The organism is Allobosea sp. GW823-FHT02B03, assembly GCF_058797755.1.
Map to the genome: position 1 here is coordinate 38,062 of NZ_JBXAJY010000010.1, position 19,558 is coordinate 57,619.

The following is a 19,558-nucleotide window of genomic DNA, read 5'->3' on the forward strand; positions in this document are numbered from 1 at the left end:
ACGCTGCCGTGCCCCTGAGGGCGCGGCGCTTACTCGGCCGCCTCGGCCGGGGGCAGCTCGCCCGGCTTCAGCTTGTTGCTGATCAGCTCGACATTGAGGCCAAGCGACCGCATTTCCTTGACGAGCACGTTGAAGCTCTCCGGAATGCCGGCCTCGAAATTGTCCTCGCCGCGCACGATCGACTCGTAGGCCTTGGTACGGCCCGCCACGTCGTCCGACTTCACCGTCAGCATTTCCTGCAGCGTGTAGGCGGCGCCATAGGCTTCGAGCGCCCAGACCTCCATCTCGCCGAAGCGCTGGCCGCCGAACTGCGCCTTGCCGCCCAGCGGCTGCTGGGTGACGAGCGAGTACGGACCGATCGAACGGGCGTGGATCTTGTCGTCGACCAGGTGGTGCAGCTTCAGCATGTAGATGTAGCCCATCGTCACCTTGCGGTCGAAGGGCTCGCCAGTCCTGCCGTCATACAGCGTGGACTGCCCGGAGCTGTGCAGGCCGGCCTGCTCCAGAAGCCGCTCGATATCGGCCTCCTTGGCGCCGTTGAAGACCGGAGTCGCCATCGGCACGCCGCGGCGCAGGTTCTGGCCCATCTCGATGAGCTCGTTCTCGTCCATCGAGGCGATGATCTCGTTGTCCTCGTAGACGGCGTCGAACGAGGCCCGCAGAGCCTTGGCGTCGTGCGCCTTCTTGTAGGCGTCGATCGCCTTGCCGATCTGCTTGCCGAGGCCGGCGGCGGCCCAGCCCAGATGGGTCTCCAGGATCTGGCCGACGTTCATGCGCGAAGGCACGCCCAGCGGGTTCAGCACGATGTCGGCATGGGTACCGTCCTCGAGGAACGGCATGTCCTCCGCCGGCACGATGCGCGAGACCACGCCCTTGTTGCCGTGACGGCCGGCCATCTTGTCGCCCGGCTGGATCTTGCGCTTCACCGCGACGAAGACCTTGACCATCTTCATCACGCCCGGAGGCAATTCGTCGCCGCGCTGCAGCTTCTCGACCTTGTCGAGGAAGCGCTGCTCGAGGCGCTTCTTCGACTCGTCGTACTGCTTCCGCATCGCCTCGATTTCGGTCATCAGGGCGTCGTCCGCCGTGGCGAACAGCCACCACTGCGAACGCGGGAACTCGCTCATCGCCTCGCGGGTGATGACCGTGTCCTTCTTGAAGCCCTTCGGACCGGCGAGGCCGGTCTTGCCGGTCAGGATCTCGGCCAGGCGCGCGAAGGTGTTGCGGTCGAGGATCGCCTGCTCGTCGTCGCGGTCCTTGGCGAGACGCTCGATCTCCTCGCGCTCGATCGCCTGGGCGCGCTCGTCCTTGTCGACACCATGGCGGTTGAACACGCGGACCTCGACGATCGTGCCCTGCACGCCCGGCGGGACGCGCAGCGAGGTGTCGCGGACGTCCGAAGCCTTTTCGCCGAAGATGGCGCGCAGCAGCTTCTCTTCCGGCGTCATCGGGCTTTCGCCCTTCGGCGTGATCTTGCCGACGAGGATGTCGCCGGCCGCCACTTCGGCGCCGATATAGACGATGCCGGCTTCGTCGAGGTTCTTCAGCGCCTCTTCCGAGACGTTCGGAATGTCGCGCGTGATTTCCTCAGGGCCCAGCTTGGTATCGCGGGCCATGACCTCGAATTCCTCGATATGGATCGAGGTGAAGATGTCTTCCGAGACGATCTTCTCCGAGAGCAGGATCGAGTCTTCGAAGTTGTAGCCGTTCCACGGCATGAACGCGACGAGCACGTTCCGGCCGAGCGCGAGCTCGCCGAACTCGGTCGACGGGCCGTCCGCGACGATGTCGCCCTTCTTGACGATGTCGCCGACGCGGACCAGCGGGCGCTGCGTGATGCAGGTCGACTGGTTCGAGCGCTGGAACTTCTGCAGGCGGTAGATGTCGACGCCCGGCTTGGTCGGATCCATCTCGTCGGAAGCGCGGATGACGATACGGGTCGCGTCGACCTGGTCGACGATGCCGGCGCGGCGGGCCGCGATGGCAGCGCCGGAGTCGCGGGCGACCGCGGCCTCCATGCCGGTGCCGACGAACGGCGCGTCGGCGCGAACCAGCGGCACCGCCTGGCGCTGCATGTTCGAGCCCATCAGCGCGCGGTTCGCGTCGTCGTTCTCGAGGAACGGGATCAGCGCTGCGGCGACGGAGACGACCTGCTTCGGCGAAACGTCCATGAAGTCGACCTTGTCGACCGGCGTGACGATGACTTCGCCGGCGCGGCGGCAGACGATCAGGTCATCGGTCAGGCGGCCTTCCCCGTCGACCACGGCATTCGCCTGGGCGACGTTGTACTTCGCCTCTTCCATGGCCGAGAGATAGATGATCTCGTCGGTCTGGCGGCCGTCGCGGATGCGGCGGTACGGGCTCTCGATGAAGCCGTACTTGTTGACGCGGGCGAAGGTCGCGAGCGAGTTGATCAGGCCGATGTTCGGGCCTTCCGGCGTCTCGATCGGGCAGATGCGGCCATAATGCGTGGTGTGCACGTCGCGCACCTCGAAGCCGGCGCGCTCGCGGGTCAGACCACCCGGGCCAAGCGCCGAAAGACGACGCTTGTGAGTGACTTCCGAGAGCGGGTTCGTCTGGTCCATGAACTGCGAGAGCTGCGACGAGCCGAAGAACTCGCGCACCGCGGCGGCCGCGGGCTTCGCGTTGATCAGGTCCTGCGGCATCACCGTGTCGATGTCGACCGAGGACATGCGCTCCTTGATGGCGCGCTCCATGCGGAGCAGGCCCAGGCGATACTGGTTCTCCATGAGCTCGCCGACCGAGCGCACGCGGCGGTTGCCGAGATGGTCGATGTCGTCGATCTCGCCCTTGCCGTCGCGCAGGTCGACCAGCGCCTTGACGACCGCGAAGATGTCCTCCTTGCGCAGGATGCGCACGGTGTCCTCGGCGTCGAGGTCGAGGCGCATGTTCATCTTGACGCGGCCGACGGCCGAGAGGTCGTAGCGCTCGGCGTCGAAGAACAGCGACTGGAACATGTTCTCGGCGGTCTCGAGCGTCGGCGGCTCGCCCGGACGCATCACCCGGTAGATGTCGAACAGCGCCTCTTCACGACGCGAGTTCTTGTCGACCTTGAGGGTGTTGCGGATGTAGGGGCCGACCGTGATGTGGTCGATGTCGAGCACCGGCAGGTCCTCGAAGCCCGCATCGAGCAGCAGCTTCAGGCTCTTCTCGTCGATCTCGTCGCCAGCCTCGGCGAAGACCTCGCCGGTCTGCGGGTTGACGAGGTCCTCGGCGATGTACTGGCCGTAGAGATCGTCGTCGCTGGCGCGCAGGAACTTAAGGCCCTTCTCGGCGAGCTGGCGCGCGGTGCGCGCGACGAGCTTCTTGCCGGCCTCGACCACGACCTCGCCGGTGTCGGCGTCGATCAGGTCGACGCTCGCCTTGAAGCCCTTCATGCGCTCGGCATCGTAGGGCACGCGCCAGCCGTCGCCGTCGCGGGTGTAGCTGATGTGGTTGTAGAAGCGGCTGAGGATCTCCTCGCCGTCCATGCCGAGCGCGAACAGCAGCGAGGTCACCGGGATCTTACGCTTGCGGTCGATGCGCGCGTAGACGATGTCCTTGGCGTCGAACTCGATGTCGAGCCAGGAGCCGCGATAGGGGATGATGCGGGCGGCGAAGAGCAGCTTGCCCGAGGAGTGGGTCTTGCCCTTGTCGTGGTCGAAGAACACGCCCGGCGAACGGTGCATCTGCGAGACGATGACGCGCTCGGTGCCGTTGACGATGAAGGTGCCGTTGTCGGTCATGAGCGGCATCTCGCCCATGTAGACGTCCTGCTCCTTGATGTCCTTGACCGACTTGGCCTGGGTGTCGGGATCGATATCGAACACGATCAGGCGGAGCGTCACCTTGAGCGGCGCCGAGAAGGTCATGCCGCGCTGACGGCACTCGTCGACGTCGTACTTCGGCGGTTCGAAGGTGTACTTCACGAATTCGAGCAGCGAGGCGCCCGAGAAATCGCCGATCGGGAAGACGGACTTGAAGACCGACTGCAGGCCCTCGTCGCCGCGGCCGCCCTTCGGCTCGTCGATCATCAGGAACTGGTCGTAGGACGCCTTCTGAACCTCGATGAGGTTCGGCATCTCGGCGACTTCCTTGAGCTTTCCGAAGAACTTGCGGACGCGCCTGCGGCCCTGGAGAGAATTGACCATGGTGTTCCTCGCAATCTCGGACGGCTCACCCGGCGGTCCGGGTCTCGAAGGCGGTCAGGCCGCCGGGTGAGCCGTTCGGCGCTCAACGGCGCCGACTTGAACTGGGTAGGCCGTCGCGCCGTCGCGCTGGGCCCTTTTTCACGCGCCGCCCCGGAAGCCGGAAACGACGCAACAGCCCCGGAGGCGGCGAACCACCCCGGGACTGTCTTAGTCGACTAGTTTCGGACCGGCATCAGCCGGCCCTGCTCACTTGAGCTCGACCTTGGCGCCGACGGCCTCGAGCTGCTTCTTGAGCTTCTCGGCCTCGTCCTTGGCAACGCCTTCCTTGAGCGGCTTCGGAGCGGCTTCGACCAGATCCTTGGCTTCCTTGAGGCCCAGGCCGGTAATGGCGCGGACTTCCTTGATCACCTCGATCTTCTTGTCGCCGGCCGCGGCCAGGACAACGGTGAACTCGGTCTGCTCTTCAGCAGCGGCGGCAGCGCCACCACCAGCAGCCGGGCCAGCCGCGACGGCGACGGCGGCGGCGGCGGAGACGCCCCACTTCTCTTCGAGCATCTTGGCGAGGTCAGCAGCCTCGAGAACGGTGAGCGACGAGAGTTCGTCGACGAGCTTGGCGAGATCGGCCATAGTTTAGCTTCCTGATGTAAGAGGTTCGAACGATAAGGGTTTGACGGCTGCTCAGGCAGCGTTCTTGTCGGCGTAGGCCTTGACCACGCGCGCCAGCTTCCCGGCAGGCGCGTTCGTGAGCTGCGCAAGCTTGGTCGCCGGGGCCTGGATGAGGCCGACGATCTTGGCACGCAGTTCATCGAGCGAGGGCATCGTGGCCAGGGCCTTGACACCATCGGGGTTCAGGGCGGTCGTGCCCATCGCGCCACCCAGGATCACGAGCTTGTCGTGGTCCTTGGCGAAAGCGACGGCGACCTTCGGCGCCGCGACCGGATCGCTGGAATAAGCGATCAGGGTAGGTCCCTTCAGCAGCGAGCTGATGGACGCGACGTCGGTGCCTTCAAGAGCGATCTTGGCCAGCCGGTTCTTTGCGACCTTCACGGTGGCGCCATTGGCCTTCATCTCGCGACGAAGCTTCTGGAACTGGGCCACCGTCAAACCCGCATAGTGGGCCACGACGACGACCGACGTGTTCGCGAACACGCCGTTCAGCGACGCGACGGCATCAGATTTTGCCGCTCTATCCACTGGGCTCTCTCCGGTAGGCGACAGGCTTTCACACCCGCCGCCAGTTGCACGTGCCGCTCTTCGAAAGTGGTCGGTTGACACCGACCCCTCGCTGGAGCGACGCTCAGTGCCCTGTCCCCTGCCATGGCCGAAGCCGTGATCGGGCGAGATGGTTCGAACCTCGTTCGGCGCCCTTCGGCACCGGCAGAGTTCTTGCACCGTCTATGCAGGCCTCTTGGCGAAATTATGCCCACGGACGAACCGGGGGCACCTGCAGTCTCAGACAGGACTGGACGCCAGGCTCTGGGAAATCGCTTTCCCGCTCCCGGCATCCATTCTTCGGCGGCGAACCACCGAAAAACGCGAAACGGACCTCCTCGTGACAAGCACGCGGAAGCCCCGACACTTATGGAAACACGAGGAGGCTCATAGCGGCTCCCCCGGTTTCTGCCAAGTGGTAATCCTCGCGGCATTCCGCAAGGCGGGGCAGCGGCCGCATGAGGCGGCCGCGCAAGCAGGATGCGAAAAGCCGGAACCGGCCCTTCGCGCCCTGCCCCAGAACGGCCTCAGCCGCCCATCACCGTGTTCGGCTCGATCTTGACGCCCGGACCCATGGTCGACGAGATCGCGACGCGCTGGATATAGGTGCCCTTGGCGCCGGCCGGCTTGGCCTTCGAGACCGAGTCGACGAACGCCTTGATGTTCTCCGAGAGCTTCTCGGCGTCGAACGAGACCTTGCCGACGGCGGCATGCACGATGCCGGCCTTCTCGACGCGGAACTCGACCGAACCGCCCTTCGAGGCGGCGACGGCGTTGGTCAGGTCCATGGTGACCGTGCCGACGCGCGGGTTCGGCATCAGGCCGCGCGGGCCGAGCACCTTACCGAGGCGGCCGACGAGGCCCATCATGTCCGGGGTCGCGATGCAGCGGTCGAAATTGATTTCGCCCTTCTGCACGCTCTCGACCAGATCCTCGGCGCCGACGATGTCGGCACCGGCCTTCTTGGCCTCCTCGGCCTTGGCGCCGCGGGCGAAGACGGCGACGCGCAGGACGCGGCCCGAGCCGTTCGGCAGGTTGCAGACGCCGCGAACCATCTGGTCGGCGTGACGCGGGTCGACACCGAGGTTCATCGCGACCTCGACGGTCTCGTCGAACTTGGCGCTGGCGCGATCCTTGATCATCGCGACGGCTTCGGCGAGCGGGTAGAGCTTGGTACGGTCGATGCCCTCACGGGACTTGACGACGCGCTTTCCAACATGAGCCATGTTCAGTTCCCCTTCAGCCCACGACTTCCAGGCCCATGGACCGGGCAGAGCCGCGGATCATGGTCATGGCGGCATCGACGTCGCTGCAGTTGAGATCGGCCATCTTCTTCTCGGCGATCTCCTTGACCTGCGCGGCGGTAACCTTGCCGGCGGCGCCACCCTTGCCCGGGGTCTTTGAACCCGAGGTCAGGCCGGCGGCCTTCTTCAGGAAGTAGGACACCGGCGGCTGCTTCATCTCGAAGGTGAAGGAGCGGTCCTGATACGCGGTGATGATCACCGGGATCGGCATGCCCTTTTCCATCTGCGCGGTCTTCGCGTTGAAGGCCTTGCAGAATTCCATGATGTTGAGGCCGCGCTGACCGAGCGCAGGACCGATCGGCGGCGACGGATTGGCCGCGCCCGCCGGAACCTGAAGCTTCACGTAACCCGTGATCTTCTTTGCCATGATGGCTGCTCCTGCCGTCCGCCCCGGCGCCTACCGGAACGACGACGCCCCGCCCGGGAACCGATATCGTTCCGGATCGGGGTGGTTGCAGAGCGTGGTGCGGCAGGAAGTCCCGGTTGGCAGCCGGCCTTACCTTCCACGCATGTGAGGCGCGCCCTATGGCACAGGCCGATCGGAAAGGGAAGCCCTTCCGACGGAACTGCCGGCCGCAAGCCTTAGGCCAAGCAAAAACCCGCGCCGGATGCCGGCGCGGGTCTAGCAAAACCGGATTTGAGAGGCCCAGGAGCTTCCGACACGATTGCGTGACCGGACCGCCCGAATCGCCTCAGAGCTTCTCGACCTGGCCGTATTCGAGCTCGACCGGCGTGGCGCGACCGAAGATCGAGACCGCGACCTTCAGGCGGGCGCGACCGTGGTCGACATCCTCGACGACGCCGTTGAACGAGGCGAAGGGGCCGTCGGCGACCTTGACCTGCTCGCCGATCTCGAAGACCACCGTCGGCTTCGGACGCTCGATGCCCTCGGCGACCTGGCCCTTGATCCGCATCGCCTCATGCTCGGGGATCGGCATCGGCTTGGCCTTGTCGGCACCGAGGAAGCCGGTGACCTTCGGCGTATTCTTGATGAGGTGATAGACCTCGTCGGTCATCTCGCACTTCACCAGCACGTAGCCGGGGAAGAACTTGCGCTCGGCGTCGACCTTGCGGCCGCGGCGGACCTCGACGACCTTCTCGGTCGGGACCAGCACTTCCTCGAACTTGTCGGCGAGATTGCGCTGCGCCGCCTGATCCTTGATCGACTGGGCGACCTTGTTCTCGAAGTTCGAATAGGCGTGGACGATGTACCAGCGAGTGTTCACGTTCGTAGGTTCCGTTCAGCGCGCGCCGAGGATGAGGCCGAGACCCCAGCGGATCATCGTATCGGCGAAGAGGAAAAACAGGCTGAAGACCAGCACCATGACCAGCACCATCCCGGTGGTGATCAGCGTCTCGCGGCGCGAGGGCCAGGTCACCTTGGAGGCTTCGCTGCGCACCTGCTGCAGGAAGCTGAACGGGTTCGTCTTCGCCATCGGGCCGTCACCTTAAGGTTCCGGAGCGCCGCCGCGCAGAAGCGCGCGAACGACGATTCGGTACGTCCTGAAAGATTCGCGGCGCGGGGCTCAGGGAGCCGCGCGCCGTCATGAGCCGCTTCTTACAACGCTATGGCGCGCTAGCCAAGCGCTTTCGCGGCAGCGTCCGGAAGCCGGGGCAGGAGCGGGTTCGAAACAGTCACGCCGCGGCGCGCCATTGCTCGCCGGGAGAGCGGCGAGACCGACGCCTAGACGATGCAGAGCCAGGTCAGGATGCCCATGGCGGACAGGGCGAAGAGCGAAAGGCTGGCGATGGCGTCTGGCGGCAGATGATGCATGGCTCGGATCCGGGAATTGCCCGTCCCGGTAGCCCTCGCCCATGACAGTCGCGCGACGCCGCAGCGCCGCAACGAAAAAGGGCGGCTCCACTGCAGTGGAACCGCCCTTTCCGATCGCTCATCGCGATGAAGTCCTGGCAGGGGCGGCAGGGCTCGAACCTGCGACACCCGGTTTTGGAGACCGGTACTCTACCAACTGAGCTACACCCCTGTAGTCGCGGGTTGCTTAGCCCGAACGGCGCCGGCATTTCAAGTCGAAAACACACGGCGCCGTGGAAAGTTCACAATGCCGTTCAGACGGCATAGGGACCGAGCTGTTCGGCATAGCGTTTGACCAGCTCCAGCCCGAAGGCGCTCGGCCGCTGCGCCGGGCTGCGATCATGGATTTCGATGCCTGCGCGGGCCCCGAAAATGCGCTTTCCGTAGCAGAGCAGGCTCTCGATCGACTGCATGATGAAGACGATCGCGGGCAGCACCTCGCGATAGGCCTCCTCCGCCCCCTCGGCATCGCCGGCGAGGAAGCGGTTATAGGCGCGCAGCGCGTAGTCGATCGTATCGGGCGCCAGGAGCAGACCGACGCAGCCGGCGCGCAGATTATCGGCGAGCTCCAGCCCGCCGCGGCCGTTCATCACCGGCAGGCGACCCTCGGTGACCGAGATCAGCTGCTGGATGTCGGTGGCCGGCCCCTCGCCCTTGATCAGGCAGATGTTCGGATGCTGGCGCACCAGCTCGCGGATATCCTCCGAAGAGAGGCCGCGGCCCATATAGGCCGGCGCGTTCTGGATCGCGACCGGCAGTGAGGTCGCCTCGGCGATTCGCCCGAAGAAGCGGATGTATTCGGCCGCGCCGAAGGAGCCGACCATCGGCGGCTGCAGAATCACCCAGTCGGCCTTGGCGGCCTCGGCGGCCCTGACCTGCTCGACCTGCTCGGCGACCGAGCCGCCGAACATGGTGAAGGCGAGCGGCACCTTGCCGGCGACGTCCTCAGCCACCCAGTCGATCACCGTCCGGCGCTCGGCCAGGCTGAGCTTGGAGACCTCCGTGGCGAGCCCCAGCGCCGCCATCCCGTGGACCCCGAGGCCGAGGCAGATTTCGGTCTGCCGCTTCATCGCCGCCCGGTCGAGCCGCTCCTGCGCGTCGAACAGCGCGAAGGCGATGGCATGAATGCCGGTGAAGGGCGGCTTGAAGGCCATCTCGAATTCCTCCGTGAGATTCGTGCGGGCTGTCCCGCCGGTTCCGCCCCATTGAGCACAGGGCGCGCCGCGCGTGCACCGGGGTTTGCGATGGCCCCTTACCCGGGCGGCGCATGCATAAAGGAAAAGGGCGGTGTCGCCACCGCCCTTCCCGGATTCCGTCCCGGCCGTAAAGGCCGGGGCGATGTCTGTTCGCTTACGCGAGGATCGAAGCGACGACGCCGGCGCCGACGGTGCGGCCGCCTTCGCGGATGGCGAAGCGCAGCTTCTCTTCCATCGCGATCGGCACGATCAGGTGCACTTCCATCGAGATGTTGTCGCCCGGCATCACCATCTCCGTGCCTTCCGGCAGGTGCACCACGCCGGTCACGTCCGTCGTGCGGAAGTAGAACTGCGGGCGGTAGTTGGTGAAGAACGGGGTGTGGCGACCGCCCTCTTCCTTGGTCAGGATGTAGGCCTCGGCCTTGAACTTGGTGTGCGGCTTCACCGAGCCCGGCTTGCACAGCACCTGGCCGCGCTCGACGTCCTCGCGCTTCGTGCCGCGCAGCAGCGCGCCGATGTTGTCGCCGGCCTGGCCCTGGTCGAGCAGCTTGCGGAACATCTCGACGCCCGTGACGGTCGTCTTGACGGTGTCCTTCAGGCCGACGATCTCGATTTCCTCGCCGACCTTGACGATGCCGCGCTCGACGCGGCCGGTCACCACCGTGCCGCGGCCCGAGATCGAGAACACGTCTTCGACCGGCATCAGGAACGGCTGGTCGATCGGACGCTCCGGCTGCGGGATGTAGTCGTCGACCGTCTGCATCAGCGCGACCACCGCGTCATGGCCGATCGCCTTGTCGCCGTTGTCCAGCGCGACCTTGGCCGAGCCCTTGGTGATCGGGATGTCGTCGCCCGGGAAGTCGTACTTCGACAGAAGCTCGCGGATCTCCATCTCGACCAGCTCGAGCAGCTCGGCGTCGTCGACGAGATCGACCTTGTTCATGAACACCACCAGCGCGGGAACGCCGACCTGGCGCGCCAGCAGGATGTGCTCGCGGGTCTGCGGCATCGGGCCGTCGGCCGCCGAAACCACCAGGATCGCGCCGTCCATCTGCGCCGCGCCGGTGATCATGTTCTTCACATAGTCGGCGTGCCCGGGGCAGTCGACGTGCGCATAGTGACGCGCAGCCGTCTCGTACTCGACATGCGAGGTCGAGATCGTGATGCCGCGGGCCTTCTCCTCAGGCGCCTTGTCGATCTGGTCGTACGCCGTGAACGACGCGCCGCCCACCTCGGCCAGAACCTTCGTGATCGCTGCCGTCAAAGACGTCTTGCCATGGTCGACGTGACCAATCGTGCCGATGTTGCAGTGCGGCTTCGTGCGGGAGAACTTCTCTTTGGCCATGACACCTTTATCCTCGAAGGCGGCCTCGCGGGCCGGAAAGCGCGGTCGAATTAGGGGTTTTTGGCTGACGATGCAAGCTGGCCCTACTGGCCCCGCGCGGTGTCGTGCTTGCGCCCGTCGCTCCGCGGCGCATCGGCATTGCAGCCGCCCTTCTTGGCAAGCCGGCGCCATGGGCGCAGAACCCTGCCGACCGGCGCCGCCTCGGCGCCCATCCGGAGCCTTTCGCCATGACCGAGACCAAGCCCGAGACCAAGCCCCTGCCCCGCATCGCCATCACCTATTGCAGCATGTGCAACTGGCTGCTGCGCTCGGCCTGGATGGCGCAGGAGCTGCTGCAGACGTTCGGCCAGGATCTTGGCGAGGTCGTGCTGATCCCGCGCACCGGCGGCATCTTCCAGATCCACTATGACGGCGAGCTGATCTGGGACCGCACGGTCGATGGCGGCTTTCCCGATGTGAAGCAGCTGAAGCAGCGTGTCCGCGACCGGCTCGACCCCGCCCGCGACCTCGGCCATCTCGACGGCCACAAGGCGCAAGCCGCCGAGGCCTGAGCAGCCGAACCCGACACCTCCCGCCTCGGCCGCGCCGAGGCGGATTCAGCCGGGGCAGCTCGCATCACATGCCGAAGCCGACATAGACGGAATCGCCGGTCAGATCGCTGAACTTCTTGTCCTTGTAGCCACGGCCCTGCAGCGGGTCGAAGACGCTGAAATGCTCCTGCGATGGCTGCCCGACACCATAGACCACATAGGTGTGGCCCATATCGCCGAAGGACGTCGCCATCAGCAGGAAATGGCCGTTGGCCTTCAGCTTCCCGAAGACGTAGTCGTAGGTGAAGTTCTTCCGCGGAAGGCTCTGGATACCGATGCCCAGCTTGCCGAAGACCGCCTTCATGCCGCCCTTCTGCGCCGTCGGATCGTCGGGATCGCCTTCGGGCAGCGAGCCATCCGAGTTGAGATAGCCGCCATATTGCGCGACGAGATCGTCGACCTTCTCTGTGCCTTTGCCCTTGACGCGACGCCAGGAGACGGCGCCGGCCGCCCAGCAATAGAGGCTCGTCTGGTAGATCTCCGGAGGCTTGGTCAGGATCAGCGGGAATGGCGGGGCGAAGCCGGGCGTCGCGGCCTTCAGGATCTTGTACTTGCCGCGATAATAGCTCGAATTGTACCAGGTCCTGTCGGTGCTCGGGGTCAGCGGCCGTAGCCAGCTTTCGGTTGTCGCGGAATCCGTCCAGGCGATGTTCACCATCTTGGCGTTCGCCGACCAGCTGCCGGAGCCATTGTCCGGGCCGTCGCCATCGCGCCATGTGACCTTGCCGCCCTGGGCGAACTCGTATTCCCAGGTCCAGCCTTTGACCTTCACAGTCCATTTGCCGATCAGCAAGTCCAGGTCGCCGGCCATTCCCGCCTCCCTATTGCCGTCCGCTCCGAAGTCTTGAAAAGCCGGTATCAGCCGCACAGGCGCGCCGCGCGGTCATGTTGCTGCGATTGGCTTGAGCGCGCAATCCGTCGCCGATTCGGCCAGCCGCCCGGGTCTACCGCAACGCCACGGAACGGCGGCCGCTGCGGAAAGCGTTCAAAGCCGAGAGGTCAATCGGGGAGGGAGATTGGAGCGGGTACCGGGAATCGAACCCGGGTATTCAGCTTGGAAGGCTGCTGCTCTACCATTGAGCTACACCCGCGCCGGGCGACAAGTTCCGCATCGCGCGGCCCGGTGTCAACCCATCTTCGCCAGTAGCCGGCAAAGGCTGCAGGCGTGCGGTGAAAGCATTGCGCTGTCACCGTCTTGTCGTTCGGCGCGTCTCTTGGAAGGCGCGCCTGCTTCGTCCCGCAGGACGAAGGTGGTGGGGGAAGCAGGACTCGAACCTGCGAAGGCATAGCCAGCGGATTTACAGTCCGCCCCCTTTGCCGCTCGGGACATTCCCCCGCCTTTTCGCTGGCTGGTCCGAGGACCGGCCGCAGCCGCTGTTTCACTTTTGTGAAGGGCGGCAGGCGCGGCCGGACTTATGGTGAGAGGGCGCCCGCCTGTCAACGCCTAAAACGAGCGATCTTCGTCGCGGCGCGTTTCAATCCACCGCTCGCGGCGCTCCGTGCTGGCGCAGCCAGGCCTTCGCAGCTGGCACCAGCGCCCGGAACGGCGTGGTTTCCGGCCGCTCGATCGCGTCCGCGAGATCGGGCGGTGGAAAGATCAGCGCACGCACGCCATGCCGGTGCTGCCAGACCGGAAGCGAACCCTGGCGCACGAACATCGCGATAACTTGGCGGACGAGCGGGCTGCGCAGGGCCCGCGCCTTTCCGACCGGGCGCGCCACCACGCAGAATCGCGCGAACGGATTCGGATGGCTCGCCTCGCCCTCTAGGCAGAAGATCACGCCGCAGCGATCCGGCCGGGCCTCGTCCGGCATCGCGTCGATTCGCCGCCACAGGCAGAACCAGCTGCGGCAGATCCCCGGCCGCGTTGCGTGGATGCCACAGCCTTTGCCGGTGTTGTGGCGGCACATCACCCCGGCCGGCTTGCCGATCTCCGGATCGACGATGCGCAGCACCTCGCAGCAGGCGACGCAATCGCCGCATTCACGCCCCGGCGTCAGATGGTTCAGCGTCCGCCCGGCGCGCATCGCTCCGGCTTCCGGCATCGCGTCCATGAGCCCTCCCCCGGAAAGCGGAGTGGAGGGTCAGGATAGCGCATTTTCGAGCGAAGTGGGTACCGGTTCGCGTGAGGAAAATGCGACAAAACAAAGAGATAATGCGGGTCGTCTTGCGACGGAACGCGGTCCCGTCAGCCTGCCGCCGCGATCCGCGCCCGCACGAAGGCGACGCGCTCGGCGACGCTCGCGAAGGGCAATTCGACCAACTCGTAGCCGAAATCGCGATAGGCGCCGGTCACCGCCACGAAAGTGCGCTCGGCCTCGGCGAAATCCTGCTTGCGCTCGGCATCGCCGGCGAAGATCGCGCGCCAGGGCGGCGCTGCGAAGACCAGCCGCCGATAGCGCAACTGCCGCGCCGCTCGCTCGACATGCGCCGGGATCGCGAGACCGGACAGCCCGAGGTAGCCGGCGATATCGGGCACGCCGCGGTCGAACAGCACGAGGCCGCCTCGTTCCCGCGCCTCGGCATGGGAACGCATGTCCCAGCCCAGCATCAGCTCGGCGAACAGGGCCTTGTCACGCCAGGGCAGCCCCGGCCCGTCGATCGCCACCTGGTCGCGGATGATCGCCCGCCCGCCTTCCGGCGCGGTCGCATAGCCCTCCGCCGCGAGCGCGGACAGGAGCGTGGTCTTGCCGGCCCCCGGCCCGCCGGTGATCACGAAGAAGGCGTCGTCGTTGCGGCTCATTTCTGGTTTCTTCCCTTCGGTTCATTGCTGACAGGACGTTTCCGCCGCGCTCCGGGCTGGCCAAGCGCTGCGCATCGTGGCAGGGCAGGCGCTCGACAGTTCGGGAGCTCCCATGCCCGCCCCTTTCCGCCCGCGCCCCTCCGGCAAGCCCGCCGGCCGCGGCTTCCGCCCGCGCCAGGACGGCCCCCCGCCGCATCGCCCGGGCGATATCGACGAGGCGATCCTCTACGGCGCCCATCCGGTGATCGAGGCGCTGCGTAATCCACAGCGGCGCTTCCGCAAGCTTCTCGTCACCGAGAACGCCCTGAAGCGTCTTGCCGAGGAGATCGGCGAATTGCCGATCGCGCCCGAGCTCGTGCGCCCCTCCGAGATCGACCGCCTGCTGACGCCCGATTCGGTGCATCAGGGGCTCTATCTCGTCTGCGATCCCCTGCCCTCGCCCGATCTCGACACGCTGCCGGACGACGCCGTCGTCCTCGCGCTCGACCAGATCACCGACCCGCACAATGTCGGCGCGATCCTGCGCTCGGCGGCGGCCTTCGCGGTCGCGGCGGTGATCGTCACCATCCGCCATTCGCCGGCGGCCACCGGCGTGCTCGCCAAATCGGCCTCCGGCGCGCTCGAGCACGTCCCGCTGATCGCCGTGAAGAACCTTGGCGACGCGCTCGACAAGCTCGGAAAGCGCGGCTTCCTGCGCGTCGGCTTCGATTCGGAAGGGGATGTCTCGCTCGACGAGGTCGCCCTGCGCCGGCCGCTCGTCATGGTCATGGGCGCCGAGGGCAAAGGCCTGCGCCAGCGCAGCCGCGAGCTCTGCGACCATCTCGCCCGGCTCGACATGCCCGGCGCGATCAAGAGCCTCAACGTCTCCAACGCCACCGCGATCGCGCTCTACGCCGCGACACGGCAGCGCTGAGCCCGCTCAGCGCTTCCCGGTCGGGAGCCGCCTCTCGCCGGTTTCGAGCGGCAGGACATCATTGGCGCCGATCCGGATGACGCGCACGACCTGCCGGCCGCGCTCCCCCTCGATCCGGTAGATCACCGGATCGGCCACCGGCGGGCGCGGGATGCCGACCGCAACGGGAATCGACGGCGGCTCGGCGCGATAATCCGGCTGGCCGGTCTGCACGGAAAGCTGGAACGAGGGGTCGTAGGTCCCCGGCCAGTAGCCACCGAGCCCATAACCATAGCCCGGGCGATGGAAGCCGCGGCCGCGCGGGCCTCCATGGAACGGCCGCCCCGGCATCGCCAAGGGGCGAGCCTGCGCCGCTGAGGCCAGAGCCGGCGCTCGCACCCCCGCCGGAGCGGCGGGGCCGCCTCCCGGCCTGGCGGAAACGCTCGTGCCAAATGCCAGCAGCCCGCCCGCAATGCAGGCCAGACGGAAAACCGGGATGCCGACCATGTCGCTTCCCTCCTGCCCCTCGGAATCGCCGCTGATCGGAGACGCTAATCGCCTTGCGCGCGGAAGGCGAATCGAGCGCCGCATGGCAACGGAAAGCGGGCATCGCCCGTTAATGAGTCGTTAGTCTTACACCCTTTGGTGCAAGACCAAGTGCCTGCTTGAAGCTTGGGTTCTGTGGGCTCATTCGTTCCCCATCAAACTTGTCTTTTCTAGGGCTTTTGGCGAGTCGGCAACGTCCGGCTCCAACGCAAAGACCGCTGCAAGGCGGCGTGGAGGCGTAGCGGGTGGTCCGCTGCGCCGGGGGAACGAAACTACGGGAGCGGATCATGAGCATTGCACAGGCATCGGGGGCCGCCGGCCCACGCCCGATGACCAGGGAAGAGAAGCGGGTCATCCTCGCCTCCTCCCTGGGCACGGTCTTCGAATGGTACGATTTCTACCTCTACGGTTCGCTCGCCGTGATGATCGGCGCGCATTTCTTCTCGGCCTTCGACCCGAATACGCGCGCGATCTTCGCGCTGCTCGCCTTCGCCGCCGGCTTCCTCGTCCGTCCCTTCGGCGCGCTCTTCTTCGGTCGCCTGGGTGACCTTATCGGCCGCAAATACACCTTCCTCGTCACCATCGTGATCATGGGCGCCTCGACCTTCCTGGTCGGCCTGCTGCCCAGCTACAATTCGATCGGCTGGATCGCCCCGGTCATCCTGATCATCCTGCGCATGCTGCAGGGCCTCGCCCTCGGCGGCGAGTATGGCGGCGCCGCGGTCTATGTCGCCGAGCACGCCCCTCCCGGCCGCCGCGGCTTCTACACCTCCTGGATCCAGACCACGGCGACGCTCGGCCTGCTGCTCTCGCTGATCGTCATCCTTGGCATCCGCACCACCATGGGCGAGGCCGAGTTCACCGCCTGGGGCTGGCGCATCCCGTTCCTGGCCTCGATCTTCCTGCTCGCAATCTCGGTCTGGATCCGTATGCAGATGCAGGAATCCCCCGCCTTCAAGAAGATGAAGGAAGAGGGCACCGGCTCGAAGGCGCCGCTCTCCGAGGCTTTCGGCCAGTGGAAGAACGCCAGGATCGCCCTGCTCGCGCTGTTCGGCCTCACCGCCGGCCAAGCCGTCGTCTGGTACACCGGCCAGTTCTACGCCCTGTTCTTCATCCAGAGCATCCTCAAGGTCGACCTCTACTCGGCCAACGTGCTGATCGCCTGGTCGCTCATCCTCGGCACCGGCGGGTTCATCGTCTTCGGCGCGCTGTCGGACAAGGTCGGTCGTAAGCCGATCATCCTCGCCGGCTGCCTGATCGCGGCGCTGACCTACTTCCCGCTGTTCGGCGCCCTCACCAAGGCCGCCAATCCGGGCCTTGCCGCGGCGCATGCCAACGTCAAGGTCCAGGTCGTCGCCGATCCCGCCACCTGCGGCTCGGTCTTCGATCCGGTCGGCGTGCGCACCTTCACGCAGCCCTGCGACATCGCCCGGCGCACCCTCGCCACGCAGGCGATCGTCTACACCCAGGCCCCGGCTCCCGCCGGCACCCCGGCCAAGGTCACGGTCAACGGCAAGGAAGTCGCGATCGACGCCAGCTTCGCCGCCAACATTGCCAAGGAAGCCGTCGCTGCCGGCTACCCGGCGCCGGGCGACGCCCGCATCGTCAAGACCGGCTTCCTGGGCGCGCTCTTCGGCGGCCAGTCGCTGACGGTCATCGCGATCCTGACCATCCTCGTCATCTACGTGACCATGGTCTACGGCCCGATCGCCGCCGCCCTGGTCGAGCTCTTCCCGACCCGCATCCGCTACACCGGCATGTCGCTGCCCTACCATATCGGCAACGGCTGGTTCGGCGGCCTGCTGCCGGCGACCTCGTTCGCCATGGTGGCCGGCACCGGCGACATCTACTACGGCCTCTGGTACCCGATCGTGATCGCGATGATGACCTTCGTCGTCGGCATGCTCTTCGTGCCCGAGACCAAGGATCGCGACATCATGACCTACGACCACTGATCGGCTTTACGATCGGCCGGCACCGCCGGCTGCCGAGCCCCGCCCTCGCGGCGGGGCTTTTTTTGTCGGCGAGAGGGACATGCCGGCGAATGTTTGAGATTGACCTGGATTACTCCACCGATCTGAAGTCTATGCGCCCCATGGCGCCCGCATTTCTTGGCATCCGCGCCCTATACAGCTTTCGCCGCAAGCAGGCGCTGGCCGCGTGTCTGCAGGAGGCCGCTCCGAAGAGCCTGATTGCTTGATGGCGCTCGCTGTCCGGTCTGAAAGACAAGGTCTTGATCGATCTCGTGACCACCATCGTGGCCGCCGGCACGCCGCTCTGGGCGACCTCGACCGTACTGTCTCTCGTCGCCGGCCTTGTCTTCAGATGGGATATCCGAAGCTAGGCCGAGTGCAGAGATAGGCAAAATCACCATCACGGCAGCGGATGGGGGGTCGCCGTCGGAACGTAGGCTAACGGCAGAGCCGCTTCAGGCGGGCTACGCTCCGCTGCAGCACCGACCTTGCGCGATGACGACATCTCTTGCGACTTCGGCGCGGCCGCGCTTGCTCTCGCGGCGCCGGGCTGGTACCGCAGCGCCGGAGCCGGCGTAGCACAGCGGTAGTGCAGCGGTTTTGTAAACCGAAGGTCGGGAGTTCGATCCTCTCCGCCGGCACCATGCTCCCCGGCTCATGCCGGAAAATCCCAGGCTGAACCTGGCGATTTTGCAGCGCGTGCCGATTTCCGGCGCCATTCCTGTGCCCGCAGCTTTGGCCAACGCGCTGGCCTTCGCGCAGCCCTGAAATCCTTGCAGGACTATCCCTGATCTGGCGCCGCCATTGCCGGTCGGGAGAGCGCTTTCGCGCGACAGTTTCCCGCTCTCGCCGCGCGCCTTCTGTATCGAAATTATGGCGCAGCCATCTTTTCGCCTTGTGCCAAATCTAGATGCACCGCCGAGACGGTTCGGTCAGACCAGGATTTGGTGACCTGAGCTTCCATTCCCCCTTGTAGAGTAGAGCATGCGTCGCGTTGTTTTGGCTGCACTCGTTGCGGCATCCGTACCCGTTTACGCCCAGGCGAACACCACCATCGATAAGGTCTCATTTCAACCGCAGGTCAAAGGACTAGCCTGCCTCCAGCCGGAAACCCTGGCGATGATTAAGGAACTCGTTGCCCAGATCGGCCCGATCCAGATCACCTCGACCTGCGGTGGCCGCCATGCAAGGCGCTCCCAGCACTATCGCGGCAACGCCATCGACTTCCGGCCGCTGGCGACCTCGACCCGCAAGGCCGTCGCCGTCGCCAAATCCCTGGCGAGCACCGGCGGCATAGGGTCCTATTCGAACGGGCTGATCCACGCCGATGTCGGCGATCGCGAAATCTCCTGGTACGGCCATAAGCGCGCCAGGAACCGGGTCGCCTACGCCGCCCGCGGGCGTTAGCGCCCAAGTGCGCAGGTCCGCGAGCGCTCCTCAGGATGAGGGTTTGAAGGTCTCCTGGCTGCCGTAAAAAGAGCACGGCTCGTCCCGGGCGACCGTAGGGAGACCCGGGATCCATGCCTGAACCTTTATCGGCGACGCTCCGGAATGGATCCCGGATCTCCGCTGCGCTCCGTCCGGGATGACCGGGCTTGAGGAGCTTGGATCAGCCCCTCAGAACCTGACCTCGAAGCGCCCTTTGAGAGCATGGTCCCTGGTGCGTTCGCCGATCGCGGCTGAGTAGGCGATGCCGACGGTCGTCGCCTTGCTGATGCGCCAGTCGAGCCCGGCCTCGGCGACGAGGGCATTGCGGTCGATCTGGGCGGCATAGACCCGGGCCGGGGCGATGC

18 protein-coding genes and 4 tRNA genes are annotated in these 19,558 nt (G+C 66.1%); 6 read left to right on the forward strand and 16 right to left on the reverse strand.

Annotation, left to right across the window (positions count from 1 at the left end; genetic code table 11):
• Positions 1 to 29: 29 nt before the first annotated feature.
• The 10 genes from rpoB to tuf all read right to left on the reverse strand — a co-directional run bounded on the left by rpoB (position 30) and on the right by tuf (position 11,021).
• Positions 30 to 4,151 carry a DNA-directed RNA polymerase subunit beta gene (rpoB, locus tag AC1REK_RS27165; protein ID WP_492270820.1) on the reverse strand — a complete coding sequence of 1,374 codons (4,122 nt, stop codon included), beginning with the start codon at positions 4,149 to 4,151 and terminating at the stop codon, positions 30 to 32.
• A gap of 246 nt (positions 4,152 to 4,397) precedes the next feature.
• Entirely contained in the window at positions 4,398 to 4,778 is a 381-nt protein-coding gene (gene rplL / locus AC1REK_RS27170) for a 50S ribosomal protein L7/L12 (RefSeq protein ID WP_316021380.1), read from the reverse strand.
• 51 nt (positions 4,779 to 4,829) lie between these two features.
• Positions 4,830 to 5,345 (reverse strand): 50S ribosomal protein L10, encoded by a 516-nt coding sequence (rplJ, locus tag AC1REK_RS27175; RefSeq protein ID WP_316021379.1) that lies wholly within the window; start codon positions 5,343 to 5,345, stop codon positions 4,830 to 4,832.
• A gap of 545 nt (positions 5,346 to 5,890) precedes the next feature.
• Positions 5,891 to 6,589, reverse strand: a complete 699-nt coding sequence (gene rplA / locus AC1REK_RS27180) for a 50S ribosomal protein L1 (RefSeq protein ID WP_316021378.1) — start codon at positions 6,587 to 6,589, stop codon at positions 5,891 to 5,893.
• Between the two features lie 13 nt (positions 6,590 to 6,602).
• Positions 6,603 to 7,034, reverse strand: a complete 432-nt coding sequence (gene rplK / locus AC1REK_RS27185; protein WP_316021377.1) for a 50S ribosomal protein L11 — start codon at positions 7,032 to 7,034, stop codon at positions 6,603 to 6,605.
• Positions 7,035 to 7,359: 325 nt separating this feature from the next.
• The gene (nusG, locus tag AC1REK_RS27190; RefSeq protein ID WP_316021376.1) at positions 7,360 to 7,893 is read right to left on the reverse strand and encodes a transcription termination/antitermination protein NusG; all 534 of its coding nucleotides are present in this window, start codon (positions 7,891 to 7,893) and stop codon (positions 7,360 to 7,362) included.
• Positions 7,894 to 7,908: 15 nt separating this feature from the next.
• Positions 7,909 to 8,103, reverse strand: coding sequence for a preprotein translocase subunit SecE (gene secE / locus AC1REK_RS27195; protein ID WP_066480198.1), 195 nt, complete (start codon positions 8,101 to 8,103; stop codon positions 7,909 to 7,911).
• 473 nt (positions 8,104 to 8,576) lie between these two features.
• Positions 8,577 to 8,652: transfer RNA gene (locus AC1REK_RS27200), tRNA-Trp, on the reverse strand.
• An 82-nt stretch (positions 8,653 to 8,734) separates the two neighbouring features.
• Entirely contained in the window at positions 8,735 to 9,634 is a 900-nt protein-coding gene (locus AC1REK_RS27205) for a dihydrodipicolinate synthase family protein (protein ID WP_492270819.1), read from the reverse strand.
• A 196-nt stretch (positions 9,635 to 9,830) separates the two neighbouring features.
• On the reverse strand, positions 9,831 to 11,021 hold the full coding sequence (gene tuf, locus AC1REK_RS27210; protein ID WP_327522796.1) for an elongation factor Tu: 1,191 nt from the start codon (positions 11,019 to 11,021) through the stop codon (positions 9,831 to 9,833).
• 227 nt (positions 11,022 to 11,248) lie between these two features.
• Between tuf and AC1REK_RS27215 the strand changes: the two genes are divergently transcribed.
• On the forward strand, positions 11,249 to 11,572 hold the full coding sequence (locus AC1REK_RS27215; protein WP_316021687.1) for an Rdx family protein: 324 nt from the start codon (positions 11,249 to 11,251) through the stop codon (positions 11,570 to 11,572).
• A gap of 64 nt (positions 11,573 to 11,636) precedes the next feature.
• On the opposite strand, the gene AC1REK_RS27220 is transcribed toward AC1REK_RS27215, so the two are convergent.
• From AC1REK_RS27220 to AC1REK_RS27240, 5 genes are all read right to left on the reverse strand, one after another.
• Positions 11,637 to 12,422: a papain-like cysteine protease family protein gene (locus AC1REK_RS27220; RefSeq protein WP_492270817.1), complete on the reverse strand. Its 786-nt coding sequence runs from the start codon at positions 12,420 to 12,422 to the stop codon at positions 11,637 to 11,639.
• 206 nt (positions 12,423 to 12,628) lie between these two features.
• Positions 12,629 to 12,702: transfer RNA gene (locus AC1REK_RS27225), tRNA-Gly, on the reverse strand.
• A gap of 160 nt (positions 12,703 to 12,862) precedes the next feature.
• Positions 12,863 to 12,947: transfer RNA gene (locus tag AC1REK_RS27230), tRNA-Tyr, on the reverse strand.
• A gap of 139 nt (positions 12,948 to 13,086) precedes the next feature.
• Positions 13,087 to 13,665 carry a hypothetical protein gene (locus tag AC1REK_RS27235; RefSeq protein WP_492270816.1) on the reverse strand — a complete coding sequence of 193 codons (579 nt, stop codon included), beginning with the start codon at positions 13,663 to 13,665 and terminating at the stop codon, positions 13,087 to 13,089.
• A 134-nt stretch (positions 13,666 to 13,799) separates the two neighbouring features.
• Positions 13,800 to 14,354: an AAA family ATPase gene (locus AC1REK_RS27240; RefSeq protein ID WP_327524211.1), complete on the reverse strand. Its 555-nt coding sequence runs from the start codon at positions 14,352 to 14,354 to the stop codon at positions 13,800 to 13,802.
• 112 nt (positions 14,355 to 14,466) lie between these two features.
• On the opposite strand from AC1REK_RS27240, the gene rlmB reads away from it, so the two are divergent.
• Positions 14,467 to 15,267, forward strand: coding sequence for a 23S rRNA (guanosine(2251)-2'-O)-methyltransferase RlmB (gene rlmB / locus AC1REK_RS27245; RefSeq protein WP_327524210.1), 801 nt, complete (start codon positions 14,467 to 14,469; stop codon positions 15,265 to 15,267).
• Between the two features lie 6 nt (positions 15,268 to 15,273).
• Here the strand turns inward: rlmB and AC1REK_RS27250 are convergent, their stop codons facing one another.
• Complete coding sequence (locus AC1REK_RS27250) at positions 15,274 to 15,603, reverse strand: hypothetical protein (RefSeq protein WP_492270815.1); 330 nt, start codon at positions 15,601 to 15,603, stop codon at positions 15,274 to 15,276.
• A 476-nt stretch (positions 15,604 to 16,079) separates the two neighbouring features.
• On the opposite strand from AC1REK_RS27250, the gene AC1REK_RS27255 reads away from it, so the two are divergent.
• The 4 genes from AC1REK_RS27255 to AC1REK_RS27270 all read left to right on the forward strand — a co-directional run bounded on the left by AC1REK_RS27255 (position 16,080) and on the right by AC1REK_RS27270 (position 19,172).
• The gene (locus AC1REK_RS27255) at positions 16,080 to 17,747 is read left to right on the forward strand and encodes an MFS transporter (RefSeq protein ID WP_492270814.1); all 1,668 of its coding nucleotides are present in this window, start codon (positions 16,080 to 16,082) and stop codon (positions 17,745 to 17,747) included.
• Between the two features lie 89 nt (positions 17,748 to 17,836).
• Positions 17,837 to 17,992: a hypothetical protein gene (locus tag AC1REK_RS27260; protein WP_492270813.1), complete on the forward strand. Its 156-nt coding sequence runs from the start codon at positions 17,837 to 17,839 to the stop codon at positions 17,990 to 17,992.
• A gap of 342 nt (positions 17,993 to 18,334) precedes the next feature.
• Positions 18,335 to 18,409 (forward strand) — tRNA-Thr (locus AC1REK_RS27265).
• Between the two features lie 475 nt (positions 18,410 to 18,884).
• Complete coding sequence (locus tag AC1REK_RS27270; RefSeq protein WP_327524206.1) at positions 18,885 to 19,172, forward strand: hypothetical protein; 288 nt, start codon at positions 18,885 to 18,887, stop codon at positions 19,170 to 19,172.
• Positions 19,173 to 19,558: the final 386 nt, after the last annotated feature.